The sequence below is a fragment of the Actinoplanes sp. NPDC021490 genome (assembly GCF_055562135.1).
On record NZ_JBVHFW010000016.1, the window covers coordinates 118,063 to 139,413 of the forward strand.

Here is a 21,351-nt window from a genome sequence, read left to right on the forward strand (position 1 = left end):
AACACCGACTTTGGTCGGTATCCGGGGCCGTGCGCACGCCCGTAGAGTTCCGGACGTGGCCAAGCTCAGCCAGGAATACCGGTGGCTGCTGCCCTCCGCGCTCGAGGCGTCGGATCCGGGCCGCAGGTCGACCCGTGACTGGCTGGTCGACATCCTCGTGTTCGTTCTCGCCTACGGCTTTGCCGTCTATCTGACGGTCGACCTGCTCCGGCCGGCCCCCACGTTCCTGCCCGAGCAGGCGGGCACACCCGCGTGGCTGGTCTGGACCGACTTCGCCTGCGCGACGGTGGCCGCGGCCGGGCTGTGGTGGCGGCGCACCCGGCTGCTGATCCCACTGGCCATCTACTGCGTGGTCATCTCGTTCTTCACCGTCTCGGCCGGCCTCATCCTGCTCGTCGTGTTGTTCACCCTGGCCGTGCACCGGCGCTTCGCGGTCATGGCCCTGTTCTTCGTCGCCACCACCGCCACCAACGCGATCTTCCCGTTCCTGAGGCCCGAGAAGGGCCGCGACTATTGGGAGACGGCGGCCTGGGGCACGCTGTTCCTGATGATCGTGTGCCTGTGGGGCATGGTGATCCGGGCCCGCCGCCAGCTCGTCGCGTCGTATCGCGACCGGGCCGAGCGCGCCGAGTCGGAGCAGCAGCTGCGCGTGGCCCAGGCCCGGTCGACCGAGCGCACCCGCATCGCCCGCGAGATGCACGACGTGCTGGCCCACCGCATCTCGCTGCTGAGCCTGCACGCGGGCGCGCTCGAGATCAAACCCCACGCCACGCCCGACGAGGTCAGCACCGCCGCCGGGGTGATCCGGGCCAGCGCCCATCAGGCCCTGCAGGACCTGCGCGAGGTGATCGGCGTGCTGCGCGACGACCGGCCCGACGGCGCGCCCGAACCGCCGCAGCCGACGCTGGGGGAGTTGCCCGCGCTGGCCGAGGAGTCGCGTTCGGCCGGCGTCAAGGTCAGCCTCGACGTCGGCGTCGAACCCGGGGCGGTTCCGGCCGGCACCGGCCGCACCGCGTACCGGATCGTGCAGGAGGGCCTGACCAACGCCCGCAAACACGCGCCCGGCACCGTCGTGCGGGTCAACGTGGCCGGCTCGGCGGGCGACGGCCTGGTCATCGACATCCGCAACCCGTGGCCGATCGGCGAGGCGGGCTCGTCGATTCCCGGCACGGGCACGGGCCTGATCGGTCTGACCGAGCGGACGGCGCTGGCCGGCGGGCGGTTGAGCCACGGCCGCACGCCGCAGAACGAGTTCGCTCTGACAGCATGGCTGCCATGGCCAACATGATCGACGAGGGCGCCGCCGATCCGATTCGCGTACTGCTCGTGGACGACGACGCGCTGGTCCGGGCCGGGCTCGGCATGATCCTGTCGGCGGCGCCCGACATCGTGATGGTGGGCGAGGCGGCCGACGGCGCCGAGGTGCCCGGGGCGGTCTCGCGCCACCGGCCCGACGTCGTGCTGATGGACATCCGGATGCCGCGGGTCGACGGGCTGACGGCCACCGAGACACTGCGGGCCCGGCCCGGCGCGCCCCAGGTCATCGTGCTGACCACGTTCGACGCCGACGAGTTCGTGCTGCGGGCGCTGCGAGCCGGGGCCAGCGGGTTCCTGCTCAAGGACACGCCTCCGGCGGAGATCCTGCGAGCCGTACGCCGGGTGGCCGCGGGCGAGGCCATGCTGTCGCCCACGATCACCCGGCAGTTGATCGCGCACGTCGCCGCCCCGGCCCCGCCCTCGCGCACCCGGGCCGCCGAACGGCTCGGCGGGCTCAGCGATCGCGAACGCGACGTGGCGCTGGCCCTCGCGCACGGCCGGTCCAACGCCGAGATCGCCGGCGACCTGCACATGTCGATCGCCACCGTGAAGGCGCACGTCTCCCGGCTGCTGATCAAGCTGGAGCTGAACAACCGCGTGCAGGTCGCCATCCTCGTGCACGACTCCGGCCTGGTCTGACCGCGCGGCGCGAGCTCAGCGGGCCGGGGACAGCGGCCAGAGCGGCTCCTCGGCCAGGCGCTCGGATTCGCGGAGGACCCGCAGGATGTTGCGGCCGGCCAGCTTGTCCAGGTCGTCGCCGGACCAGCCGCGGCCGGACAGCTCGGTCATCAGCAGCGGGTAACTCGACACGTCACCCATGCCGTCGGGCAGCTCGGGCGTGCCGTCGTAGTCGCCGCCCAGGCCGATGTGGTCGACGCCGGCCACCTCGCGGGCGTGCTCGACCTGATCGGCCACCTGCGCGACGGTCACCGGCGGGCGCGGGTTGGCGGCCAGCCACGACGCGAACTCCGGTTCCACCAGCCGGTCCGGCCCGGGCCACTCCGGCATCGCGGCCGGGTCCTCACCGGGGCGCGGGGCCCGCGGCCAGTCGGCCGGGCGCGACGGCGGGCCGAGCCGCTGCCATTCCGCGTCGGCCGCGGCCATCCAGGCCCGCGACTCGGCCGACACGAACGGGGCCACGAACGTCAGCTGGAGGACGCCGCCGTTGTCGCGCAGCCGGGTCAGCACGTCGTCGGGCACGTTGCGCGGGTGGTCGTGCAGCGCGCGGACACCGGAGTGGCTGAAGATGACCGGGGCGAACGCCGTGTCCAGCGCGGCGTGCATCGTCACCGGGGCCACGTGCGACAGGTCGACCAGCACGCCGATGCGCTGCATCTCGCGTACGACGGCCCGGCCCTCGTCGTTGAGACCGCCGACCCGGGGCTCCTGCGCGGCCGAGTCGGCCCAGGACAGGTTCTCGTTGTGGGTCAGCGTCACGTAGCGCACGCCGAGACGCGCGAACGCCCGCAGCACGCCGAGCGAGGTGGCCAGGCTGTGCCCGCCCTCGATGCCGATCAGCGAGGCGATCCGGCCGCCCGCGATCGCCCGCTCGACATCGTCGGCGCTGTACGCGATCGCGAAGTCGTCGGGATACGCCGCGGCCATCCGGTAGACGGCGTCGACCTGCTCCATCGTCGCCACCACGGCCTCGGGCTCGCTCAGTTCGCCGGGCACGTACACCGACCAGAACTGCCCGCCGACCCCGCCCGCCCGCAGCCGCGGAATGTCCGTCTGCAGCTCGGGCCGGTGCTGGTCCAGCCCGTCGACCCGGTATCCGAAGCGTCCGCGCAGCTGCATGGGTAGGTCGTTGTGCCCGTCGATGATCAGTTCCATGATCTCTGGCTACCCTCCGCAGGCACCGAAAAGCAAGACTTGAGGAAAACGGGCCCCGCAACCCGACCGCACCGCGACGGGCACTGGGCGCGCACCGAGCGTCCCGGAATCTTCTTCTCATGCCCGGCTGACAACGGCCGGACAGAGCGGGGGAGAAGAGAGTGCGTCGTTCGAAGCTGAAGAAGTATTCGGTGCTGACCGCGGTGATCGCCGGTGCCGCCGGCGTTGCGGCCACGGGTCCGGCTCAGGCCGCCGGGACCACCCTGAAGCTCGCAGCGGGCCACGACGCGTACGTCTCGAGCGCCCGCACCGGTGTCGTCTTCGGCGGCGAGACCAAGCTGGTCGCCGGCGTGTCCGGCAAGGAGACCAAGACCTCGTTCCTCAAGTTCGCCGTCCCGGCCGGCACCAAGGTCGCCGGCGCCCGCCTCAAGCTCACCACCCAGGCCCAGACGACCAGCACGGTCGCGCTGCGCCCGGTGGCGAACACCGCGTGGACCGAGGGCAAGCTGACCGCGGCCAACGCCCCCGCGCTGGGTTCCGTGCTGGCCAGTGCCGTCCCCGGCACGACCGTCAGCTTCGACCTCGGCAAGGTCGTCAAGGGTCCCGGCACGTACGCCTTCGCCCTGTCCTCGACCGGTGCGGCGGTGCGCTTCAACTCGGGCGAGGCCACCACCGGCGCCCCGGTTCTCGAAGTCACCACGCAGGGCGACGTGTCGCCGCCCGTGGTCTCGACGCCGAAGCCCACCGCTGACTGTGTCACCAACGCGAAGCTGGTTCCCTCGTGTGGCGTGCTCTGGGGCGCCGCGGCCGGCGGTTTCACGACCGCGCCGCGCGACCAGGCCCTCAAGGACTGGGAGAAGCTCAGCGGCCGCACCTCCACGATCTTCCACACCTATCACAAGGGTGACGAGATCTTCCCGACCAAGGCCGAGACCGCGATGACCGGCGACGCCGCGAACCCCCGCGTGCTGCTGACCAACTGGAAGATCGCGTACGGCTCGTCGTGGGCGAAGGTGGCCCAGGGCCAGCAGGACAAGCGCATCGACGCCTTCGCCGCGCGCGCCAAGGCGTACGGCAAGAAGTTCTTCCTCGTTCTCAACCACGAGCCGGAGAACGACGTCGTGGCCCGGGCCGGCTCCGGCTTCGAGGCCAAGGACTTCGCGGCCATGTACCGCCACACGATCCTGCGCCTGCGGGCCCAGGGCGTCACCAACGTCGTCAACGTGCTGGCGTACATGGGCAACGAGAAGTGGATGGCCCAGTCGTGGTGGAAGGACCTGTACCCCGGTGACGACGTCGTCGACTGGATCGGCCTCGACTCGTACGTGAGCGTCGAGCCCGGCTACTACCACTACGGCAAGTTCAACGACCTGCTCGACCGCGCGCCGACCGGTGGTGGCCTCGGCTTCTACGAGTGGTCGACCACCAAGCACGCCGCCAAGCCCATCATGGTCGCCGAGTGGGGCGCCTACCACCGCGTCGGCAAGATCAACGACAAGTCGGCCGTCTTCAACAGCGTTCTCCCCGAGCTGGCCAAGCGCCCGGGCATCAAGGCGATCGTGTACTTCGACACCAAGCGGGACGACGAGGGCGACCGGGACATCAGCATCGACAGCACGCCGGCCGCGCTGGCCGCGTTCAAGAAGCTGGCAGCCGACCCCATCTTCAAGGTCAAGCTGGGCTGACATCTGCGGCGGCTTTCCCGTACGGGGGAGCCGCCGCACGCATTTCCGCCGGACCTCTCAGATGGCCGCCGCGGAACCCGATGTGCTGATCGACGGTATGCCACGAGACGGGGGAGGACGCCATGAAATCGGGCGCCGCCGTACCCGTCGTCGTGCTGCTCCTCGCGGTCGCGCTGGCCACCGTGGCCGACCCCAGAACGATCTCCGTGCTGACCGCGCTCCTCGCCCTCGGCGTGGCCGCGACGGCCGTGCACGTCATGCGCCGGCGCGAGTCCCGCATCCGGACCGCGTGGACCGGCCTGGGAGCGGGCGCGCTGGCCGAGGCCGTGGGCATCCTCGTCGGCGGTGCGACCGGACGGGCCGCGGGCCACGTCGCGATGGTCGCCATTGTCACCGTCGTGCTTCTCGTCCTGCCCACGCCCCGGCAGTCCCGCCTGACCCGCCTGCGCGCCCTCGTCGACGCGCTTCTGGTCGCCTGCTCGCTGCTCATGACCAGCTGGAACTTCGTTCTCCGGCCGGCCGAGGACGCGGGCGTGCCGATCCTGGTCGCCCTGCCCGTGGCCGACGTCGTGCTCGGCACCGTCGCCATCGCCGCCCTGGCCCGCTTGCGCCGCGGCTACCGGGGGTCGGCGACGCTCGTGCTGATCACCGGCGGGCTGTTGCTGATCGGGGTGTCCGACAGCATCGGCGTACGGCTGGTGGCCGAGAACGCCGTCGACTGGCTGCCGGCGCCCGCGGCCGGGATGTTCGCCGGCTACGCGTTCCTGCTGCTCGCCGCGTTCCGGGCCGCCGCCATGGGCCACATCGCCGAGCAGGAGGCGGACGACGAGGCGGTGCAGCGGCGCCTGTCGGCCAGCCTGCTCCTGCCGTACGTGGCCGTGCTCGCCGCCCTCGTGTCCGGCACGTTCTGGCTCGCCACCGGTCACGTCAGCTCGCCGGTCTTCACCTGGTGCCGCTTCGCCTCGATCGGGCTGATCATGCTGCGCGAGCTGATCCTCGTCCTCGACAACCGCCAGCTGGCCCGGCGGCTCGAGGAACGGGTCAGCGAGCGTACGGCCGAGGTGGCCAACCGCGAACAGCGCTTCCGCGCCCTGGTCGAGCAGAGCTCCGACTCGCTGGCGATCCTCGAGGCCGACTCGACCGTGCGCTACCAGAGCTCGTCCGTGGAACGCATCTTCGGCTATCCCGCGTCCGTGCTCGTCGGCCGGCGCCTGGTCGACGTCGTCGGGAAACGGGCCGCGCCCCGCATCCACGCCGCGATCGAGGACGTGCTCGGGCGGCCCGGCGGCATCAACACGTTCAAGGTGACCGTGCCGCACCGGGACGGCACCTGGCGCCTGGCCGAGATGACCATCACCAATCTGCTCGACGACCCGTACGTGGAAGGTCTGGTCTTCAACACCCGCGACGTCAGCGACGCCCAGCAGCTGCAGGACCAGCTCCGGCACGAGGCCTACCACGACGCGCTGACCGGGCTGGTCAACCGCGCGCTGTTCCGGGAACGGCTGGCCGCGCACTTCGCCGACGGGGTGTCGGTCCTGTTCCTCGACCTCGACGGGTTCAAGGAGGTCAACGACAGCCTCGGGCACGCCGCCGGCGACCAGCTGCTTGTGCAGGTGGCGGCCCGGCTGCTCGAAACGGTCCCGGCGACTGACACGGTGGCCCGGCTCGGCGGCGACGAGTTCGCGGTCATCGCCTTCTCCGAGGCCGACGCCCTCGCGACCGCCATTCTCGAACGCCTCGACGAGCCGTTCCTGGTCGGCGGCCGTGAACTGCACGTGGGTGCGGGCGTCGGCGTGGCCTCGGCCGCCGACGCCACCGACATCGAGCAGCTGCAACGCAACGCGGACCTGGCCATGTACAAGGCCAAGGAGGCCGGCGGCGGGGTGTACGCGACCTACGACCCGGCCATGCACGACGCGCTGATGCAGCGGCTGTCGCTCGCCGACGACCTGCGGCTGGCGCTGGAGCGCGACGAGCTGGTGCTGCACTATCAGCCCACGGTCGACCTGGCCACGGGCGAGATCAACGGATTCGAGGCCCTCGTACGCTGGCAGCACCCGACCCGCGGCATGGTGCCGCCGCTCGACTTCATCGGCATCGCCGAGTCGACCGGCCTGATCGTGCCGCTGGGCCGCTGGGTGCTGGCCGAGGCGTGCCGCCAGTCGGTCGAGTGGGGCTCCCCGGTCAAGATGGCCGTGAACGTGTCGGTCCGCCAGTTCGAGGCGGGCGACCTGACCGCCACCGTGGCCGAGGTGCTGGCCGAGACCGGCATGCCGCCCGGTCAGCTGTGCCTCGAAATGACCGAGAGCGTGCTGCTCACCGACACCGGCGAAAACCTGTCCCGAATAGTCAGCCTGAAGGCGCTCGGCGTCCTGCTGGCCATGGACGACTTCGGCACGGGCTACTCGTCGCTGGCCTACCTGCGGCGTTTCCCCATGGACGTCCTCAAGATCGACCGCTCCTTCGTCGACCGCCTGGCCACGGGCGACGCCGAGGACGAGACGCTGGTCGACACGATCATCCGGCTGGGCCGCCGGTTCGGCATGCGGACGATCGCCGAGGGCATCGAGAACGAGGCCCAATTGCTGGCCCTGCGCGGGATGGGTTGTGATTTCGCACAGGGGTACTTCTTGTCACGGCCTGTGCCTGCCCGGGAAGCGGGGGATTTGCTTTCTCGTGGGCTGCCTCTTTATGCCGGGGTGGCGTTGACGGTTCAGTAGGGCTGGGCGTGTCGCTCTGGGCGCGTAACTCTGCTGCGCACGGTAAGCCGACTCGGGAGCCCCTTTGCGTGTTGCGTAGTTTGGGTCGGTCATCGCTCTGGAGCCTCTTGGCGGGGCGCGGATCGCGGCCGCGGGTTGTCAAGTTGTGCCTGGGTCGCCGCTCTGACGGGCTCTTCGCGCAAGTGCGATCGCCCGGCACCGGCCGGCGCCCCAGCCGTCGCGGTTGAAGTCTTCAGGTCGCGTACCTCTGCTGCCGCCGAAGGCGCCCCCCATGCCGCATGGCCGGCGGAGGCTACACGCGGCGGCGAGTGCGGGCCGTTCCATCAGGGTCGTCATGGCCGCAAGACTCGGCCGGACCCCTACGGCCGCTCTGTGCCGTCGCTATGCGCACCCTATGAAGTGATCCGGTTTCCCGGTGGCTTCGCGGTTAGCGGGGGAGGATCCGGAGAAGGTGATGCCTGTTATGGAACGCGCCGCCCGGCTGGTGATCTCCACGGCGTCGCCGTCGCACTGGCACGATTCGTGCCAGGATGGGGACGAGAGTCCGGGTTCGAGGAAGAGACTAGGACAAATGAGCGAACACGTTTCCGACAGCGCCGAGTGGCTTGCGCTGCAGGGCCACGCCGAGAAGTTCAACGGGGTGCACCTGCGCGACCTCTTCGGCAGCGATCCGAAGCGCGGCGAGCGCCTGACCGCGCAGGTGGCTGACCTCACCGTCGACTACAGCAAAAACCTGGTCAGCGACGAAGTGCTGAGCGCTCTGCTGGCGCTGGCCGAGCGGGCCGGGCTGCGCGAGCGCACCGCCGCGATGTTCGCCGGCGAGCACATCAACGTCACCGAGGACCGGGCCGTGCTGCACACCGCGCTGCGCCTGCCCCGCGACGCCACGCTCGTCGTCGACGGGCAGGACGTGGTGGCCGAGGTGCACGAGGTGCTCGACCGCATGGGCCAGTTCAGCGACCGGGTGCGTTCCGGCGAGTGGACCGGGCACACCGGGCAGCGCATCCGCACCGTCGTCAACATCGGCATCGGCGGTTCCGACCTCGGCCCCGTGATGGCGTACGAGGCGCTCAAGGCCTTCAAGGCGCCCGAGATCGAGTGCCGCTTCATCTCCAACATCGACCCCACCGACCTGTACGAGAAGACGCACGACCTCGACCCGGCGACCACGCTCTTCATCATCGTGTCGAAGACGTTCGGCACGCAGGAGACGCTGACCAACGCGACCGAGGCGCGCAACTGGCTGCTGGCCGGGCTGGGTGAGGGCGCCGGGGCCGAGGCGGTGGCCAAGCACTTCGTGGCGGTCAGCACCAACGCCAAGCGGGTGTCCGACTTCGGCATCGACACCGCGAACATGTTCGGCTTCTGGGACTGGGTGGGCGGCCGCTACTCGCTGCCCTCGGCGGTCGGCCTGTCGGTCATGGTGGCCGTCGGCAAGGAAAACTTCGCCGACATGCTCGCCGGTTACCACACCGTCGACCAGCACTTCCTCAACCAGCCGCTCGAGTCCAACGTGCCGGCGCTGCTCGGCCTGCTCAACGTCTGGTACGACACGTTCCTGGGCGCCCAGTCGCACGCCGTCCTGCCGTACTCGCAGTATCTGCACCGCTTCGCCGCCTATCTCCAGCAGCTCACCATGGAGAGCAACGGCAAGTCCGTACGCCTCGACGGCTCGCCCGCGTCGTTCCAGACCGGCGAGGTCTTCTGGGGCGAGCCCGGCACCAACGGTCAGCACGCGTTCTACCAGCTGATCCACCAGGGCACCAAGATGATCCCGGCCGACTTCATCGGGTTCAGCAAGCCCAACCACGACATCGGCGAGATGCACGACCTGTTCATGTCGAACTTCTTCGCCCAGACCGGTGCGCTGGCGTTCGGCCGCACCCTCGACCAGGTGCTCGCCGAGGGCACCTCGCCCGAGATCGCGCCGCACCGGGTGATGCAGGGCAACCACCCGACGACCACGATCCTCGCCGAGGAGCTGACCCCGGCCGTGCTGGGCCAGCTGATCGCGCTCTACGAGCACATCACGTTCACCCAGGGCACGATCTGGCAGATCAACTCGTTCGACCAGTGGGGTGTCGAGCTGGGCAAGGTCATGGCCAACCAGCTGGCGCCCAAGCTGACCTCGTCGTCGGAGCCGGCCACGGACGACGACTCGTCGACCAACGCGCTGATCAAGCTGTACCGGTCGCAGCGCGGCCGCTGAAAAACTGTCGTACCCCGGGCCTAGGGTCGTCCTCGTGAACGCGAAGACGGCCCTGGGCCTGCGGATGACCAGCCTGCTGCTGCGGGGCAACGCGCCCGCGTCCGTGGCGGGCATCGTCGAGTGGTTCGGCGCGATGCAGGCCCAAGACGTCAACAGCGGGCTCTGGTCGCTCGGCTGCCGCCTGCCCGGCTGGTCTCTCGAGCAGGTCAACGACGCTTTGGAAGACAAGACCGTTTTACGTACGTGGCCCATGCGCGGCACGGTCCATCTGGTGCCCGCGGCCGACGTCCACTGGATGCTCGAGCTCATGGGTGTGCGCGCCCTGGCCGGGGCCGGCAAACGCCGCGAGACGCTCGGCCTCGACGAGCCGACGGTCGACCGCGCCGTCGAGATCCTGGGCACGGCGCTCAAGGGCGGCGGCCGGCTCACCCGCTCCGAGTGTCTGACCGCGATGACCGACGGCGGGGTCGAGGTCACCGGCCAGCGGGGTTACCACCTGCTCTGGTATGCGGCCCAGCGCGGCGTGACGGCGATCGCGCCCCACGTCGGCAAGGAACAGACGTTCGTCCTGCTCGACGAGTGGGTGCCCGAGCCGCGCCGGCCATCCCGCGAGGAAGCGCTCGGCCTCATCGCGCTGCGCTATTTCCGCAGCCACGGCCCGGCCCCGCGCAAGGATTTCGCCGGCTGGACGGGCCTGACGATGACCGACTGCCGTACGGGCATCGCCATCGCCGGTGACCAGCTGACCACCGTGGACGTCGACGGGGTCGAGATGATCATGGCGGCCGACGCGCCCGACCTCGGAGCGGGGGAGTGGCTCGCGCTGCCCGGGTTCGACGAATACATGCTGGGCTACAAGGACCGCTCGCTGATGGCCGACGACCTCGACGCGATCGTCCCCGGTGGCAACGGCGTGTTCCGTTCGACGCTGGTCCAGGCCGGCCGGGTGCGCGCGACCTGGACCCGCACGCTCACCCGCAAGGGCGTCACGGTGACCGTCGAGCCATTGATGACCTTCACGGCGGCCGACCGCAAGGCCGCAGCCGGCGCCCTGGAACCGTACGCGGCGTATCTGGGTTTATCGCTCACTGTTAAGAACCCTTGATATTTACATATGTGAACTCCATGATGTGCGTAACGCAGGTCACGTACGCATCGAGGGAGTCGCCATGGGTGTCCGTCGGAGAGTGTTGGCGCTGGCCGTAGCGCTCGGGGTGGCGGCCGGCGGGTTTGCCGTCGCCATAACCGGCGGGGGAGTCGCGTCCGCCGCCGTGGCCTGCTCGGGGACGGTCTGGCGGGAGGGCCCGACCTACACCGCGGGCCAGCAGGTCACCTACAACACCCACCTCTACCAGGCGCTCGTCACCCACACCGCCTGGGCGGGCACGGGCTGGAACCCGGCCGCCACTCCGACCCTGTGGCGCGATCTCGGCGCCTGCACGGGCGGCCCGACCACGCCGCCGCCGACGACTCCTCCGGCAACCACCCCGCCCCCGACGACCCCGCCGCCCACCACGCCGCCTCCCACCACGCCGCCGCCTTCTGGTTGCGCGGTCCGCGGCAAGCCCGCCGGCAAGGTGCTGCAGGGCTACTGGGAGAACTGGGACGGCGCGTCCAACGGCGTGCACCCCGGCATGGGCTGGATCCCGATGAACGACAGCCGGATCACCCAGCACGGCTTCAACGTCCTGATGGCCGCCTTCCCGGTGATCCGCTCCGACGGCACGGTGCTGTGGGAGAACGGCATGGACGCCGGTGTCCGGGTTCCGACCACCGCCGAGATCTGCGCGGCCAAGGCCCAGGGCGCGACGATCCTGATGTCGATCGGCGGCGCGACCGCGGGCATCGACCTCAGCTCCAGCGCCGTGGCCGACCGTTTCGTCACCACGATCGTGCCGATCCTCAAGCAGTACAGCTTCGACGGCATCGACATCGACATCGAGACCGGCCTGACCGGCAGCGGCAACATCAACCAGCTGTCGACGTCACAGGCCAACCTGATCCGCATCATCGACGGCGTGCTCGCCGCGATGCCGTCCAACTTCGGCCTGACCATGGCGCCCGAGACGGCGTACGTCACCGGCGGCAGCGTCACGTACGGCTCGATCTGGGGCTCGTACCTGCCGATCATCAAGAAGTACCTGGACAACGGCCGCCTGTGGTGGCTCAACATGCAGTACTACAACGGCTCCATGTACGGCTGCGGCGGCGACTCGTACGGCGCCGGCACGGTCCAGGGCTTCACCGTCCAGACGCAGTGCCTGGCCAACGGCCTGACCATCCAGGGCACAACGATCCGCATCCCGTACGACAAGCAGGTCCCCGGCCTGCCCGCCCAGCCCGGCGCGGGCGGCGGCTACATGACCCCGGCCCTGGTGACGCAGGCCTACAACAGCGTCCCCGGCATCAAGGGCCTGATGACCTGGTCAATCAACTGGGACGGCTCCAAGGCCTGGACCTTCGGCGACAACGTGAAGCGCCTCCAGGGCCGCTGACCAGCGACCTGACCTCCCATCACCGGCCCGGGCCGTCCCCGGGCCGGTGATCCCTGCGGGCGAGCCCCGGTCATCGGTGGGTCAGTTCCGAGCGGACGAGTTCCAGCAGCCGTCCCAACCAGTTGGCGCCGCTCGAACTCCAGTAGCTGGAAGCCCAGTCGTTGTAGAGAAGCCGGGCGTCACCCGTGCCCAGCAGCGTCGCCGCCATCGCCGGGTGGCGCTCGAACTTGTCCCGCAGCAGCGAGGTCATAACGCTCAGCCGGACCGCCGGCCAGCCCGTCCGCCGGGGTGCCTCCGCGCCGATGGCCCGGGCGTCGATACCACGGACGGCCGCGGCGACTCGATCGTGCCAATCGGCGTGGTCGGTGGACAGCGCCCAATAGGCGTGCATGACGCTCGAGTACTCACGGCCGCTGTGAATCACCGTCGCCGGGTAGTCGATCTGCAGGACCTCCGCGCCCACGGGATCTGGCCACCCGTTCGGATAGACGCTTCCACCGATGACCAGCGGTACGGTCGTTTCCGGTCCGTCCGCTACCTGCCGTGCCCGGGCTTCGGCGACACCGGCCTCGCTTCTGCGGAAATAGTCGAGCGCCTGCTCCCGGATCTCCGGGGTGACCGTGATTGTGTGGTCCGGGTGCCTGGCCGGGATGGTCTCGCCCACGTCGGCGAGCAGGATCCGGACCGGGACGTCGTTCTGATCCATGTCGCCGAGCATGTAGATCCGGCGGTGCGCGGGCACCGCGTGATACGACTCCCGGACGATTTCCAGGTTGGCCGCGGTCGGATTCGCGGCGTACACCAGCAGCGCGTTCCAGCAGCGCCGGGACGAATCCGGCCGGTCGTTGAGATGGTCCACCTCGTCGGCGAGTTCGCCGATCACCAGGTCCGCAGTCAGCCACGAGTCCAACGCCGGCACGGATCCCCGTGCCGTTCCGGTGATGACCAGCGAAGCGCCCTCCGGCGGGGTCAGGGTCAGCGTTCCGTCGTCGAACGCAGCGCGAAGGCCGTCGAGATCGGTCGATCCGAATCGCCCGAGGACGACGCCGTCCGCGAAAACGCCGAGCGTGGTGAGTGCGTAGTGATCACCTCGGTTGGCGAAGATCAGGCGCTGCCGCCCCTCGATGACGTCGCCGCCCACCACACGTGACGTCGAAGTGCTGTCCGGCATGCCGGCGAGCCTAGTGGGACGTAGCGGCCGCTGAAGTCGGGGCCGGGCCGGCGCGGCAACGCCGGCCCGGCCGATCAGCGCGCGAACAGGGCTGCGCCGAGCGCGGCCACCTCGTCGGCGCAGCCCCATGAGAGGCTGACGCCGGCTCCGCTGTGCCCGTAGTTGTGGATGATGTGGCGGTCGCCCAGGTCCTCGTGGTCGAGCCGCACCTCGGGCCGGGACGGGCGGATCCCGGTGCGGTGCCCGACGATCTCGGCGTCGCGGAGGGCGGGGAAGATCAGGCTGCACCGCTCCACGATGGCCTCGGCGATCTCGCCGTCCGGCACCGGCTCGGCCTCGCCCTTCTCGGCGCTTCCGCCCAGCAGCAGCACGTCGCCCTGGGGGAGCAGGTAGGTCATGTCGCCCAGCTCGTCGGTGTGCTCGGCGAAGAACTCGGTCAGACCCGGGTTCCGTACGGCGACCAGCTGGCCCCGGATCGGCTGCACCTCGGGGTCGGGCACCAGTTCCCGCGCGCCCACCCCGCTGCAGTTCACCACCACCGGCGCGTCGGCGAACGCGTCACCGAGGCTCTGCAGCCGCTCGCCGAAGATCAGCTCACCGCCGGCCTCGGACAGCCGCCGTTGCAGCTCGTCGAGGTAGGCGGGCATGTCGATGATCGGCGCCGTGTAGTGCCAGCCGCAGACGAAGCCGGGCGGCAGCTCGCGAGGCACGCAGTCGCGATAGCCGGGCAGGTCGAGCGCCCATTCCGGGGTCTCCATCGGGACCCGTGAGGCTTCGACGCCGTCGAGAACGCGTACGCCCGGGAACTTCCGGCCGGCCAGCTCGGTGAAGACGTCGTAGGAGCGCGCCGCCCACATCTGGACCTTCGGATGAGTGGCATAGATGGGGTCCCAGATCGCGCCGGCGGCCGCCGAGCTGCTCTCCGCGGGCTTCCGTTCGGCACGGATCCGCACGCGGAGGCCGCTCTCGGCCAGGCGTACGCCCGTGGTCAGCCCGGAGACACCGGCGCCGACGACGAGCACATCGGGGTCGGAGGTCATTTTTCGAACGCTAACGGCCTTCGATGCGACTGTGCATCGTGGACGGCAAATGTGCGAAGCGTGCGGACTACGGCGCGCCGTGCTTGCCCGGCATCGGGGGTGGTGTTAATAGCACGCACAGCTTTCGTTCGATCACGCACTGTTGCATTCCCCGCGCCTTTGCGTTCCAATCGACAGGCTGGCGTAACGCGGGCGGGACGCGCCGCGGGGGCGCAGGGTCATCGGCGACCACCACATGCCATGCCTTCGCTCCGCAGTCCCGTGCCGTCGAGGATTGGGGGCGCCCACGTGCTCATCGTGGGAGAGGTGGACACCGGCCTGTTGCGCGGGCGAGATCCGTCGTCCGGCGATGACGGCCGGCGGCTCCTCGACCTCGTGGCGGGAGAGCCGGTCCTGGTCTCCACCCGTCCACGGTCGAGTCTGCGCTCGCCCGAGCGCCTGGTCGGGGTCGACTGCCCGATCGGCGCGCCCGGCGGCCGCCAGGTCCGGGGCATCGGCACGGCCCGGCAACGGGCGCTGATCACCGACTACGAGGTGGTGCAGGGATCGGCGTACGCGGAAGTCGTCCCGGCCGGCCACACGGCCCGGCAGCCGTGGTCGCACTATCTGGCCCGTCCCGGAGTGATCGAGACGGTCGGCCGCGCCGCCTGGGACGACCTCAGCGCCGCGCTGGCCTCGCCGCAGCGGGTGCCGGCCACCCTCGATCTCGGCACCATCGCCGAACAGGTCACGGACGAGGTGCAGTCGGCCACCCGCGGGGGGACAGGAGAGCCGTTCCGGGCCGTCCGGGCGCGGCTGCGATGGGTCGCCCGGGTCACGACCGGCGACGATCCGCTGTCCGGCGTCCGCTTCGAGGCCGTCGACCACCGGCTCCGGGTGCTTCGCTTCGCCACTACCCCGGGCACCTCGCCCGAGCGGGTCGCGTCCGTCTGCGAGGACGTCGCCCTGCACGATTGGCTGCTCACGACGCTGATCGCCAACGTGCGCAAGGCGGCGATCGGCCTCGAGACCCGGGCCGAAACCCTCAAGCGCCTCCTGCCGGCGATCGACCACCTGATGCATGTGTGGATGCCGGCGGCCCGGGCCGATGACCTGACGGAGCGAATGTGGATCGCACTGGAACGGCACGCGGGGTTCACCCGGCAGTGGAACACGCTGGTCAACCGGATCCGCGACCAATTGTCGGTCGGCGTCGCCGAGGCGCTCTCCGCGGCCACGCGGACGTGACCGGAGACGTGCGGCCCCGCATGCTCTCCGAGGGGCAGAGCGTCATCCGGACCGCCGGGCTGACCCTCGCCACCGGCGCGACCACCTATCTGGTGACCAACGGGCTGAACCAGCCGCCGGCGATCAGCCTCATGCTGTCCATCCTGATCGGCGGCATCACGCTGATGGTGCGCTTCCTCGTCGACTTCGAGAGACGGCTGGCCGCCGTCGAGAAGCTGGAGCGCGACGGCATGGCCGACATGAAGAAACTGGTCGGCGACGCCTTCTCGAAGATCAACGAGGCCACCGAGCTGTTCGGCTCGGTCGAGGCGTCGGCGTTGCAGACCGACGTCGTCACCCAGCTGGTCCGCAACTCGACGCAGATCTCGCCGAGCTCACCGCCGATCGTCTACAAGTTCGTGCAGTCCCGGATCAAGGAGATGTCCGACTTCCTCAAGCAGCTCTCCGAGGGCGGCACGGTGACCTATTACGGCGAGGACCGGGACTGGCTGCTCGGGCTGACCCGGACGGCGACGGTCAGCGTGGACGCCATCAGCCTGGCCGCGGTCGATCACGACCTGTGGGACAGCGAGATCGGCCAGCGCTACCTGGACGCCCAGCGCCGGGCGGCCCGCGACGGCCGCCGGGTCCGGCGCATCTTCGTGCTCGAGTCGCCGGCCATGGAGCACGACCCCGACCTGCGACGCACCTGCCGGGACCAGCGGGAGATGCGGATCGAGGTGCGCTTGCTGGATCGCACGGCGGTGCCCAGCCCGTTGCAGATCCAGGTACGCGACCTCATCGTCTTCGACGACATCCTGGCCTACGAGACCCTTCCCACCACCTCCGACCGGAACGTGGCCCAGGTGGCCGAGACCCGTCTGGTTCTGGCCGAAGGCCGCGTCAAGGAGTGCACGCAGCTGTTCCGCGAGCTCTGGGACGTCGCTCGCGAGCCCGAGCCCGAGCCGGCGATTCCCTCCCAGAGGCCGGGAAGCGATCACTGATCCGGTTTCGTCCCGCGGCCGGGGATGGCGTTGCCGATGAGCACGGCGGCGATGGGGAACGAATTGCTGTCGAGGCCTCCGACGGCGGCACCACAGCGCTTTAGATGAAGGCGTACGCGATCCGCTCGACCGGCTCGACCGGCAGCACCAGTCCCTCCCGCCGGGCGCGTTCGGCGATCGGGAAGGCCACCGCCGGGTCGACGGCCACCTGGCCCAGGATCGTGCGCACCGCCAGCTCAACCGGCAGGAAACGAGGGTCCAGCGCGGTGAACGTGCGGTAGGCGCGGAACGGGCCCGCGGACGGGTTGAGCTGCACGACCGCCGGCATGCCCTCCCATTCGGCGGGCAGCTCGGACGGGGTGGCCGGCACCGGATCGGCGATCGGTTCGCCCAGGTGCCGCAGCAGGCCCAGGCGCTGCAGTTGCCAGACGGCGGCCAGGAAAGGACAGGACCACAAACGCCCGCCGGGGCCGTCACTCCACAGCTCGACGTCGACAAAGATGGAATGGTTGCGCCGGGCGCTCTGCCGGGGCGGCCGCCAGCCGGGCTGCGGCGCCGACATCGCCGAACCGCCACCCGTCGTGGACCGTGCGCCGTTGGTCAGCCAGCCGGTCTTCGACGTGGGCGGACGCCCGCCGTTGGCCCCCTCCACCGGCTCGTCGACGAGGTGCTGCTGCACGATCGTCGCCACGTCGATCTCGCGGGCCCGGGCACAGGCCGACTCCCGGGCCACGTAGTCGATGACGAGGCCGCTCTCCGCGGCCGCCGCCACCAGCGCCGTCACCACCTCGGGGGGCGAACTGAACGTCGTGAAGTAATCGTCGATCAGGAAGCACGTGCTGACCCGCGGCTTCTGCCGGGACGACAGCCCGCGAGCCGCGCTGGCGGTGGCCGGTCCCACCCAGGGGGCGACCCGCCGGAAGTGCTCCCGCAGACGCTCCTCGCCCGCCTCGAAGTCCTCGAAGTAGAGGTGACCCAGCTCGATCGACAGATGCGCGAGAGGGACCGCCCGCACCGCCGGAACCGCGCTCGCCTCGGTGAACGCGTCGGCTGCGGTCACAGCCCCTCCCACGCCGTCTCGTCGACGATCTTCTTGGCCAGCTCCTCGAGCGCGTTGACCGTGCGCTCATTGGCCGTCCGGTACATCCACACGTCGTCGTTGGAGAGCAGCTGTTCCTGCCACTGCAGCACCGGGTCGAGCGGCACCTCGCCGAGCAGCGTGGCCTGACCGACCCCGTTGCGGCTGGCCAAGCCCTGCAGCCGGCGGTTGCAGACGTCTAGCCAGGCCAGCTGCTCGGGCCGCAGCCCGGCCTGCTCGGGGGCGGCCGGGTCGAGCACCGCCGTGCGGACGAAGCGGATCCGTTCGGCCAGATCGGCGCGGTCGTGCCCCTTCTGCTGGGCGGTGTCCAGGATGCCCTGCGGACCCTGGACGAGGCTGCTGGCCGCGATGATGTGCTGCCTGGTCCAGCGGTGGAAGACGATCCAGCGGGACACGATGTGGTCCGGCAGGCGGCCGGGCGCGGTCGCGGCCAGGACGATCTCGGTGGCGTACGACCGGCCCGCGCTCAGGTCGATGAGCACCAGGTCGTACTCCTCGTCGGCGCGGCGCAGCAGCGCGGCACACCGGTCCACGATCTCGGGCGTGGATCCGAACTCGCCGTGGCCGCGGTCGCCCGGGAAGAGGGTGAGCTCGCCGGCCCCGCCGGGACGGCCCCGAAGCACCTCCCGCTGCGAATGCGCCCACACGTTGATCTGGCGTGGCGGCGCGCCACCGCTGATCAGATGACTGTGCAGCCCGCCGCCGTCCACGCCGGCCAGGGCGTCGGGGAGGTCGAAGATCGCGCCGGCGGTGGGCGAACCGAAGTCGAAGTCCAGATAGCAGGCGTCCCGGCCCTGCAGGGCGTGCCGGTAGGCCACGTTGCAGCTGGTCACCGAGCGCCCGGTGCCGCCCTTGTCGGACGTGGCGAAGATCAGCATCAGGTCACCCCGCTGTCGGCCCGCCGCGCCGCGGAGAGCCGGTCGAGCCGGCGGAGCACGTCCTGAGCGAGCGAAACGGCCACGCCGGGTCGTTCCGTGTGGACGGTGCGGGCCCGGCGCAGCTCGGTCCCGATGCGTTCCAGTTCGGCGCGCAGGGCCTCGCCGCGCGTGGTGGTGCCGTTGAGCAGTTCCCGGTCGAACAGATGCTCGGCCTCGTTGAGCAGGTCCTCGCCGATCTGACCGAGCAGACCGCTGGGCGGCGGGGCCTCGCTGATCATCTGGGCCGCGGTGACCAGGCAGTCGACCACCCGCTTGGTGAAATACCAGGACACCCGCTCGCCGGTGTCGGGCAGATAGCGGAACACGCCCGAGGGCCGGTCCCACAATCCGCGGTCGTCCCCGTCGGTGATGCTCCGGGCACTCAAGTGGGCCCAGATCGCGTTCGAGAGGTCGAGCAGCCGGTTGCGGGTGGAGCCTTCGCCGAGCGAGGCGGCCAGGTTGATGGTGCGCCGGAAGAGCGTCGGGGCGATGTCGGCCACCGTCCACGCCAGCAGCGGGCCGCCGACCTCGTCGGTGCCCTCCAGCACGAACTGCAGGCCGGGCGCGTGCACGTTGATCGCGCTCTCGGGCTGGCTGGAGCGACGGGTGATCCGGCTCCGGTTGGCGATCTCCTCCAGCACCGCGGCGACCCGCCGGCGGTCGGTGTCCGACGTGCGGGTCGCCTGCATGTTCTGCAGGACCATGCCGCTGACCAGCAGGCTGAAGTAGTCGAACTCGACGCCGTCGGTGGTCCGCCAGGGCAGGTCCTCCAGCGGCCACCGGCCGTTGCCGAACGTGGCGACGGCCGACCAGTACGACCGGGTCAGCTCGAACCGCAGCTGCAACGACTGCGCCAGCCTGGCCTGTTCGGGATCGAGCAGGCCGAGGAGCCGCGTGCGTTCGGACGAGAGCGCCTGAATGGCGTCCATGGCCACGGTCGTGAAATACATGTAGGGCGCGTTCTGCGCCACCCCGGCCCGCTGCACGCCCAGGTCGATGGTGGTCTCGATCTCGGGCGCGTTCTCGACGATGCCCCAGGACCATCCACATTCGAACAGCCGGTTGGGATTGTCGAGCTCACCCTCGGTGGCGCCGGATCCGATCGTGACATCGTCGCGCAGCCGGGCGTTGATCTCGCGCAGCGCCTCCCGCAGCTCCTCCACGACCTGATGGGTGGGCCGGAACTCCTGGTTGACCGTGCGGACGAGCTCCCGCCCGACGTCGCTGTCGGCCGCGAACACGTTGATCGCGAAACTCCGGAGCAGGCCGGCCATGGCCGCCGACAGGCGGCGGTTCGCCATCCGCTCCAGCGTCTCGACCTGCTCGACCAGGGCCGGCCGGGTGATCACCTGCCGGAAGATCTTGGTGAAGCCGATGATGGCCAGCATCAGCGTGACCGAGATGGAGAAGGAGTCCACCACGTCGAGGTCGCGCTGGGCCTGCTTGATCTCCTCGCCCTCGACGGCCGAGCGGAAATAGCCGTCGCCGGAGAACGTGGGCGTGCCGTCGGGCGCCGTGTAGCGCTCGATGTAACTGGTCAGGGCACGAATGAGATTCTGCGGGATCTGGCGGTTGTCACCCAGGTCGCGTAGCGACTCCAGCACGTCGGCGGCGATGGCGTCGGGGCGGTCGAGCCGGAAGAGCGGGATCTCGGTGGCCGGGGCCATGATGCACAGCAACTGTTCCGCGTCGCTGATCGAGTTGACGCCGTGGCGGCCCTCGGGGGTCCAGACACTGTCGCGAAGGGACACCCGTGCGGTGGACTGCCAGATGTCGAGCAGCTGTTGACGTGGCTGGATCTGCATAGGTGTGCCGTCACCTGCCCGTCCGTGGGTCTTGCTAGAGCTTCCTCCACCCCGTCGCCACGATCATGCCGCTGTAACCCTCGCGGAGGTCGTGACTGTCTACCTTGTCAATGTGGCGGATGCGCGCCACCGAGGCAAGGCATGACTCCACGTCCGAGGGCCCGATCGAGTAGGCCGGGAAGTGCTGTCCGCCAACCGTGTAACCGTCCGAGCGGCACATGAACGCCGCGGCGAACGGGGCGCCGGGCACCAGCGAGTTCACGAACTTCTGGGTGGCCAGCCGGAATTCGCGCTCGCGGCTGGTGATCGACTCGGCCACGAAGAACATCGTGCCGAGGTCGTACTGCGCGCGTTCCAGGTCGTACACGTTGCCCTTGACCACCTTGGCGGTGCGGGCGAGCACATCGAGGGGCTTACGGAATTTCTCGTACGTCTTCCGGCCGTGCGCGATGGTGTGCCAGAACAGGTGCCACGAGGCCTGCGGCTTCTTCAGCGTGGCTATCAGCCAGTCGCGGTTGCTGAAGGCCCGCTCGAACAGAGTCAGCTCGACCGCGTACGGCAGCATGATCATCGCGGGGTACAGGTTGGTGCCCGTGCCGACGTCGATGGCCCGGCCCAGCGTCTTCCATTTCTGGGACGCGAAGAAGCCGGCGACGATCTTGATGATGGCGGCGTCGTCGTGACGCAGGTGGCCGTAGTTGTGCTGGAAGTAGTCGTCCGAGTCGAAGTCGTCCCAGTCGATGTCGGCGTTGAGCAGGACGTCGTCGACGGAACCGCTACTGCCAATCACCGACACTCCTCCAGCCGTCACCTGTGCTTCAACGAGCGGACTCAGGTCGAGTGCTGG

Annotated in this window: 16 protein-coding genes; 9 read left to right on the forward strand and 7 right to left on the reverse strand. The window is 70.1% G+C overall.

Annotated elements, in window-relative coordinates; translation table 11 throughout:
* Positions 1 to 55 precede the first annotated feature (55 nt).
* Complete coding sequence (locus tag ACZ3I4_RS34365) at positions 56 to 1,288, forward strand: sensor histidine kinase (RefSeq protein WP_465386245.1); 1,233 nt, start codon at positions 56 to 58, stop codon at positions 1,286 to 1,288.
* Positions 1,267 to 1,956, forward strand: coding sequence for a response regulator (locus ACZ3I4_RS34370; RefSeq protein WP_465386246.1), 690 nt, complete (start codon positions 1,267 to 1,269; stop codon positions 1,954 to 1,956). Before ACZ3I4_RS34365 ends, ACZ3I4_RS34370 begins: the two co-directional genes overlap by 22 nt.
* A 15-nt stretch (positions 1,957 to 1,971) precedes the next feature.
* Here the strand turns inward: ACZ3I4_RS34370 and ACZ3I4_RS34375 are convergent, their stop codons facing one another.
* Positions 1,972 to 3,150: a dipeptidase gene (locus ACZ3I4_RS34375; protein ID WP_465386247.1), complete on the reverse strand. Its 1,179-nt coding sequence runs from the start codon at positions 3,148 to 3,150 to the stop codon at positions 1,972 to 1,974.
* A 161-nt stretch (positions 3,151 to 3,311) separates the two neighbouring features.
* On the opposite strand from ACZ3I4_RS34375, the gene ACZ3I4_RS34380 reads away from it, so the two are divergent.
* The 5 genes from ACZ3I4_RS34380 (at position 3,312) to ACZ3I4_RS34400 (ending at position 12,262) form a co-directional block, all read left to right on the forward strand.
* A complete protein-coding gene (locus ACZ3I4_RS34380; RefSeq protein ID WP_465386248.1) occupies positions 3,312 to 4,835 on the forward strand; it encodes a CBM96 family carbohydrate-binding protein in 1,524 nt (507 codons plus the stop codon).
* Positions 4,836 to 4,957: 122 nt separating this feature from the next.
* Complete coding sequence (locus ACZ3I4_RS34385) at positions 4,958 to 7,558, forward strand: putative bifunctional diguanylate cyclase/phosphodiesterase (RefSeq protein ID WP_465386249.1); 2,601 nt, start codon at positions 4,958 to 4,960, stop codon at positions 7,556 to 7,558.
* A 571-nt stretch (positions 7,559 to 8,129) separates the two neighbouring features.
* Positions 8,130 to 9,767, forward strand: a complete 1,638-nt coding sequence (gene pgi / locus ACZ3I4_RS34390; RefSeq protein ID WP_465386250.1) for a glucose-6-phosphate isomerase — start codon at positions 8,130 to 8,132, stop codon at positions 9,765 to 9,767.
* Positions 9,768 to 9,801: 34 nt separating this feature from the next.
* Positions 9,802 to 10,872 carry a winged helix DNA-binding domain-containing protein gene (locus ACZ3I4_RS34395; RefSeq protein WP_465386251.1) on the forward strand — a complete coding sequence of 357 codons (1,071 nt, stop codon included), beginning with the start codon at positions 9,802 to 9,804 and terminating at the stop codon, positions 10,870 to 10,872.
* A gap of 64 nt (positions 10,873 to 10,936) precedes the next feature.
* A complete protein-coding gene (locus tag ACZ3I4_RS34400) occupies positions 10,937 to 12,262 on the forward strand; it encodes a carbohydrate-binding protein (protein ID WP_465386252.1) in 1,326 nt (441 codons plus the stop codon).
* A gap of 70 nt (positions 12,263 to 12,332) precedes the next feature.
* Here the strand turns inward: ACZ3I4_RS34400 and ACZ3I4_RS34405 are convergent, their stop codons facing one another.
* Together ACZ3I4_RS34405 and ACZ3I4_RS34410 are read right to left on the reverse strand one after the other, a co-directional pair.
* The gene (locus tag ACZ3I4_RS34405; RefSeq protein WP_465386253.1) at positions 12,333 to 13,403 is read right to left on the reverse strand and encodes an NADAR family protein; all 1,071 of its coding nucleotides are present in this window, start codon (positions 13,401 to 13,403) and stop codon (positions 12,333 to 12,335) included.
* Between the two features lie 104 nt (positions 13,404 to 13,507).
* Positions 13,508 to 14,473, reverse strand: coding sequence for an FAD-dependent oxidoreductase (locus ACZ3I4_RS34410; RefSeq protein WP_465386254.1), 966 nt, complete (start codon positions 14,471 to 14,473; stop codon positions 13,508 to 13,510).
* A 288-nt stretch (positions 14,474 to 14,761) separates the two neighbouring features.
* On the opposite strand from ACZ3I4_RS34410, the gene ACZ3I4_RS34415 reads away from it, so the two are divergent.
* Positions 14,762 to 15,700, forward strand: coding sequence for an SCO2521 family protein (locus tag ACZ3I4_RS34415; RefSeq protein WP_465386255.1), 939 nt, complete (start codon positions 14,762 to 14,764; stop codon positions 15,698 to 15,700).
* Positions 15,697 to 16,683 carry a DUF6879 family protein gene (locus ACZ3I4_RS34420; protein ID WP_465386256.1) on the forward strand — a complete coding sequence of 329 codons (987 nt, stop codon included), beginning with the start codon at positions 15,697 to 15,699 and terminating at the stop codon, positions 16,681 to 16,683. The genes ACZ3I4_RS34415 and ACZ3I4_RS34420 overlap by 4 nt, the downstream gene beginning before the upstream one ends.
* A 100-nt stretch (positions 16,684 to 16,783) precedes the next feature.
* On the opposite strand, the gene ACZ3I4_RS34425 is transcribed toward ACZ3I4_RS34420, so the two are convergent.
* The 4 genes from ACZ3I4_RS34425 to ACZ3I4_RS34440 are packed head-to-tail and all read right to left on the reverse strand — an operon-like array spanning position 16,784 to position 21,294.
* Entirely contained in the window at positions 16,784 to 17,743 is a 960-nt protein-coding gene (locus ACZ3I4_RS34425; RefSeq protein ID WP_465386257.1) for an SCO2522 family protein, read from the reverse strand.
* The gene (locus ACZ3I4_RS34430; RefSeq protein WP_465386258.1) at positions 17,740 to 18,660 is read right to left on the reverse strand and encodes an SCO2523 family variant P-loop protein; all 921 of its coding nucleotides are present in this window, start codon (positions 18,658 to 18,660) and stop codon (positions 17,740 to 17,742) included. The genes ACZ3I4_RS34425 and ACZ3I4_RS34430 overlap by 4 nt, the downstream gene beginning before the upstream one ends.
* Positions 18,660 to 20,504 (reverse strand): SCO2524 family protein, encoded by a 1,845-nt coding sequence (locus ACZ3I4_RS34435; protein ID WP_465386259.1) that lies wholly within the window; start codon positions 20,502 to 20,504, stop codon positions 18,660 to 18,662. The genes ACZ3I4_RS34430 and ACZ3I4_RS34435 overlap by 1 nt, the downstream gene beginning before the upstream one ends.
* A gap of 34 nt (positions 20,505 to 20,538) precedes the next feature.
* Positions 20,539 to 21,294 carry an SCO2525 family SAM-dependent methyltransferase gene (locus ACZ3I4_RS34440; protein ID WP_465386260.1) on the reverse strand — a complete coding sequence of 252 codons (756 nt, stop codon included), beginning with the start codon at positions 21,292 to 21,294 and terminating at the stop codon, positions 20,539 to 20,541.
* Between the last annotated feature and the right edge of the window lie 57 nt (positions 21,295 to 21,351).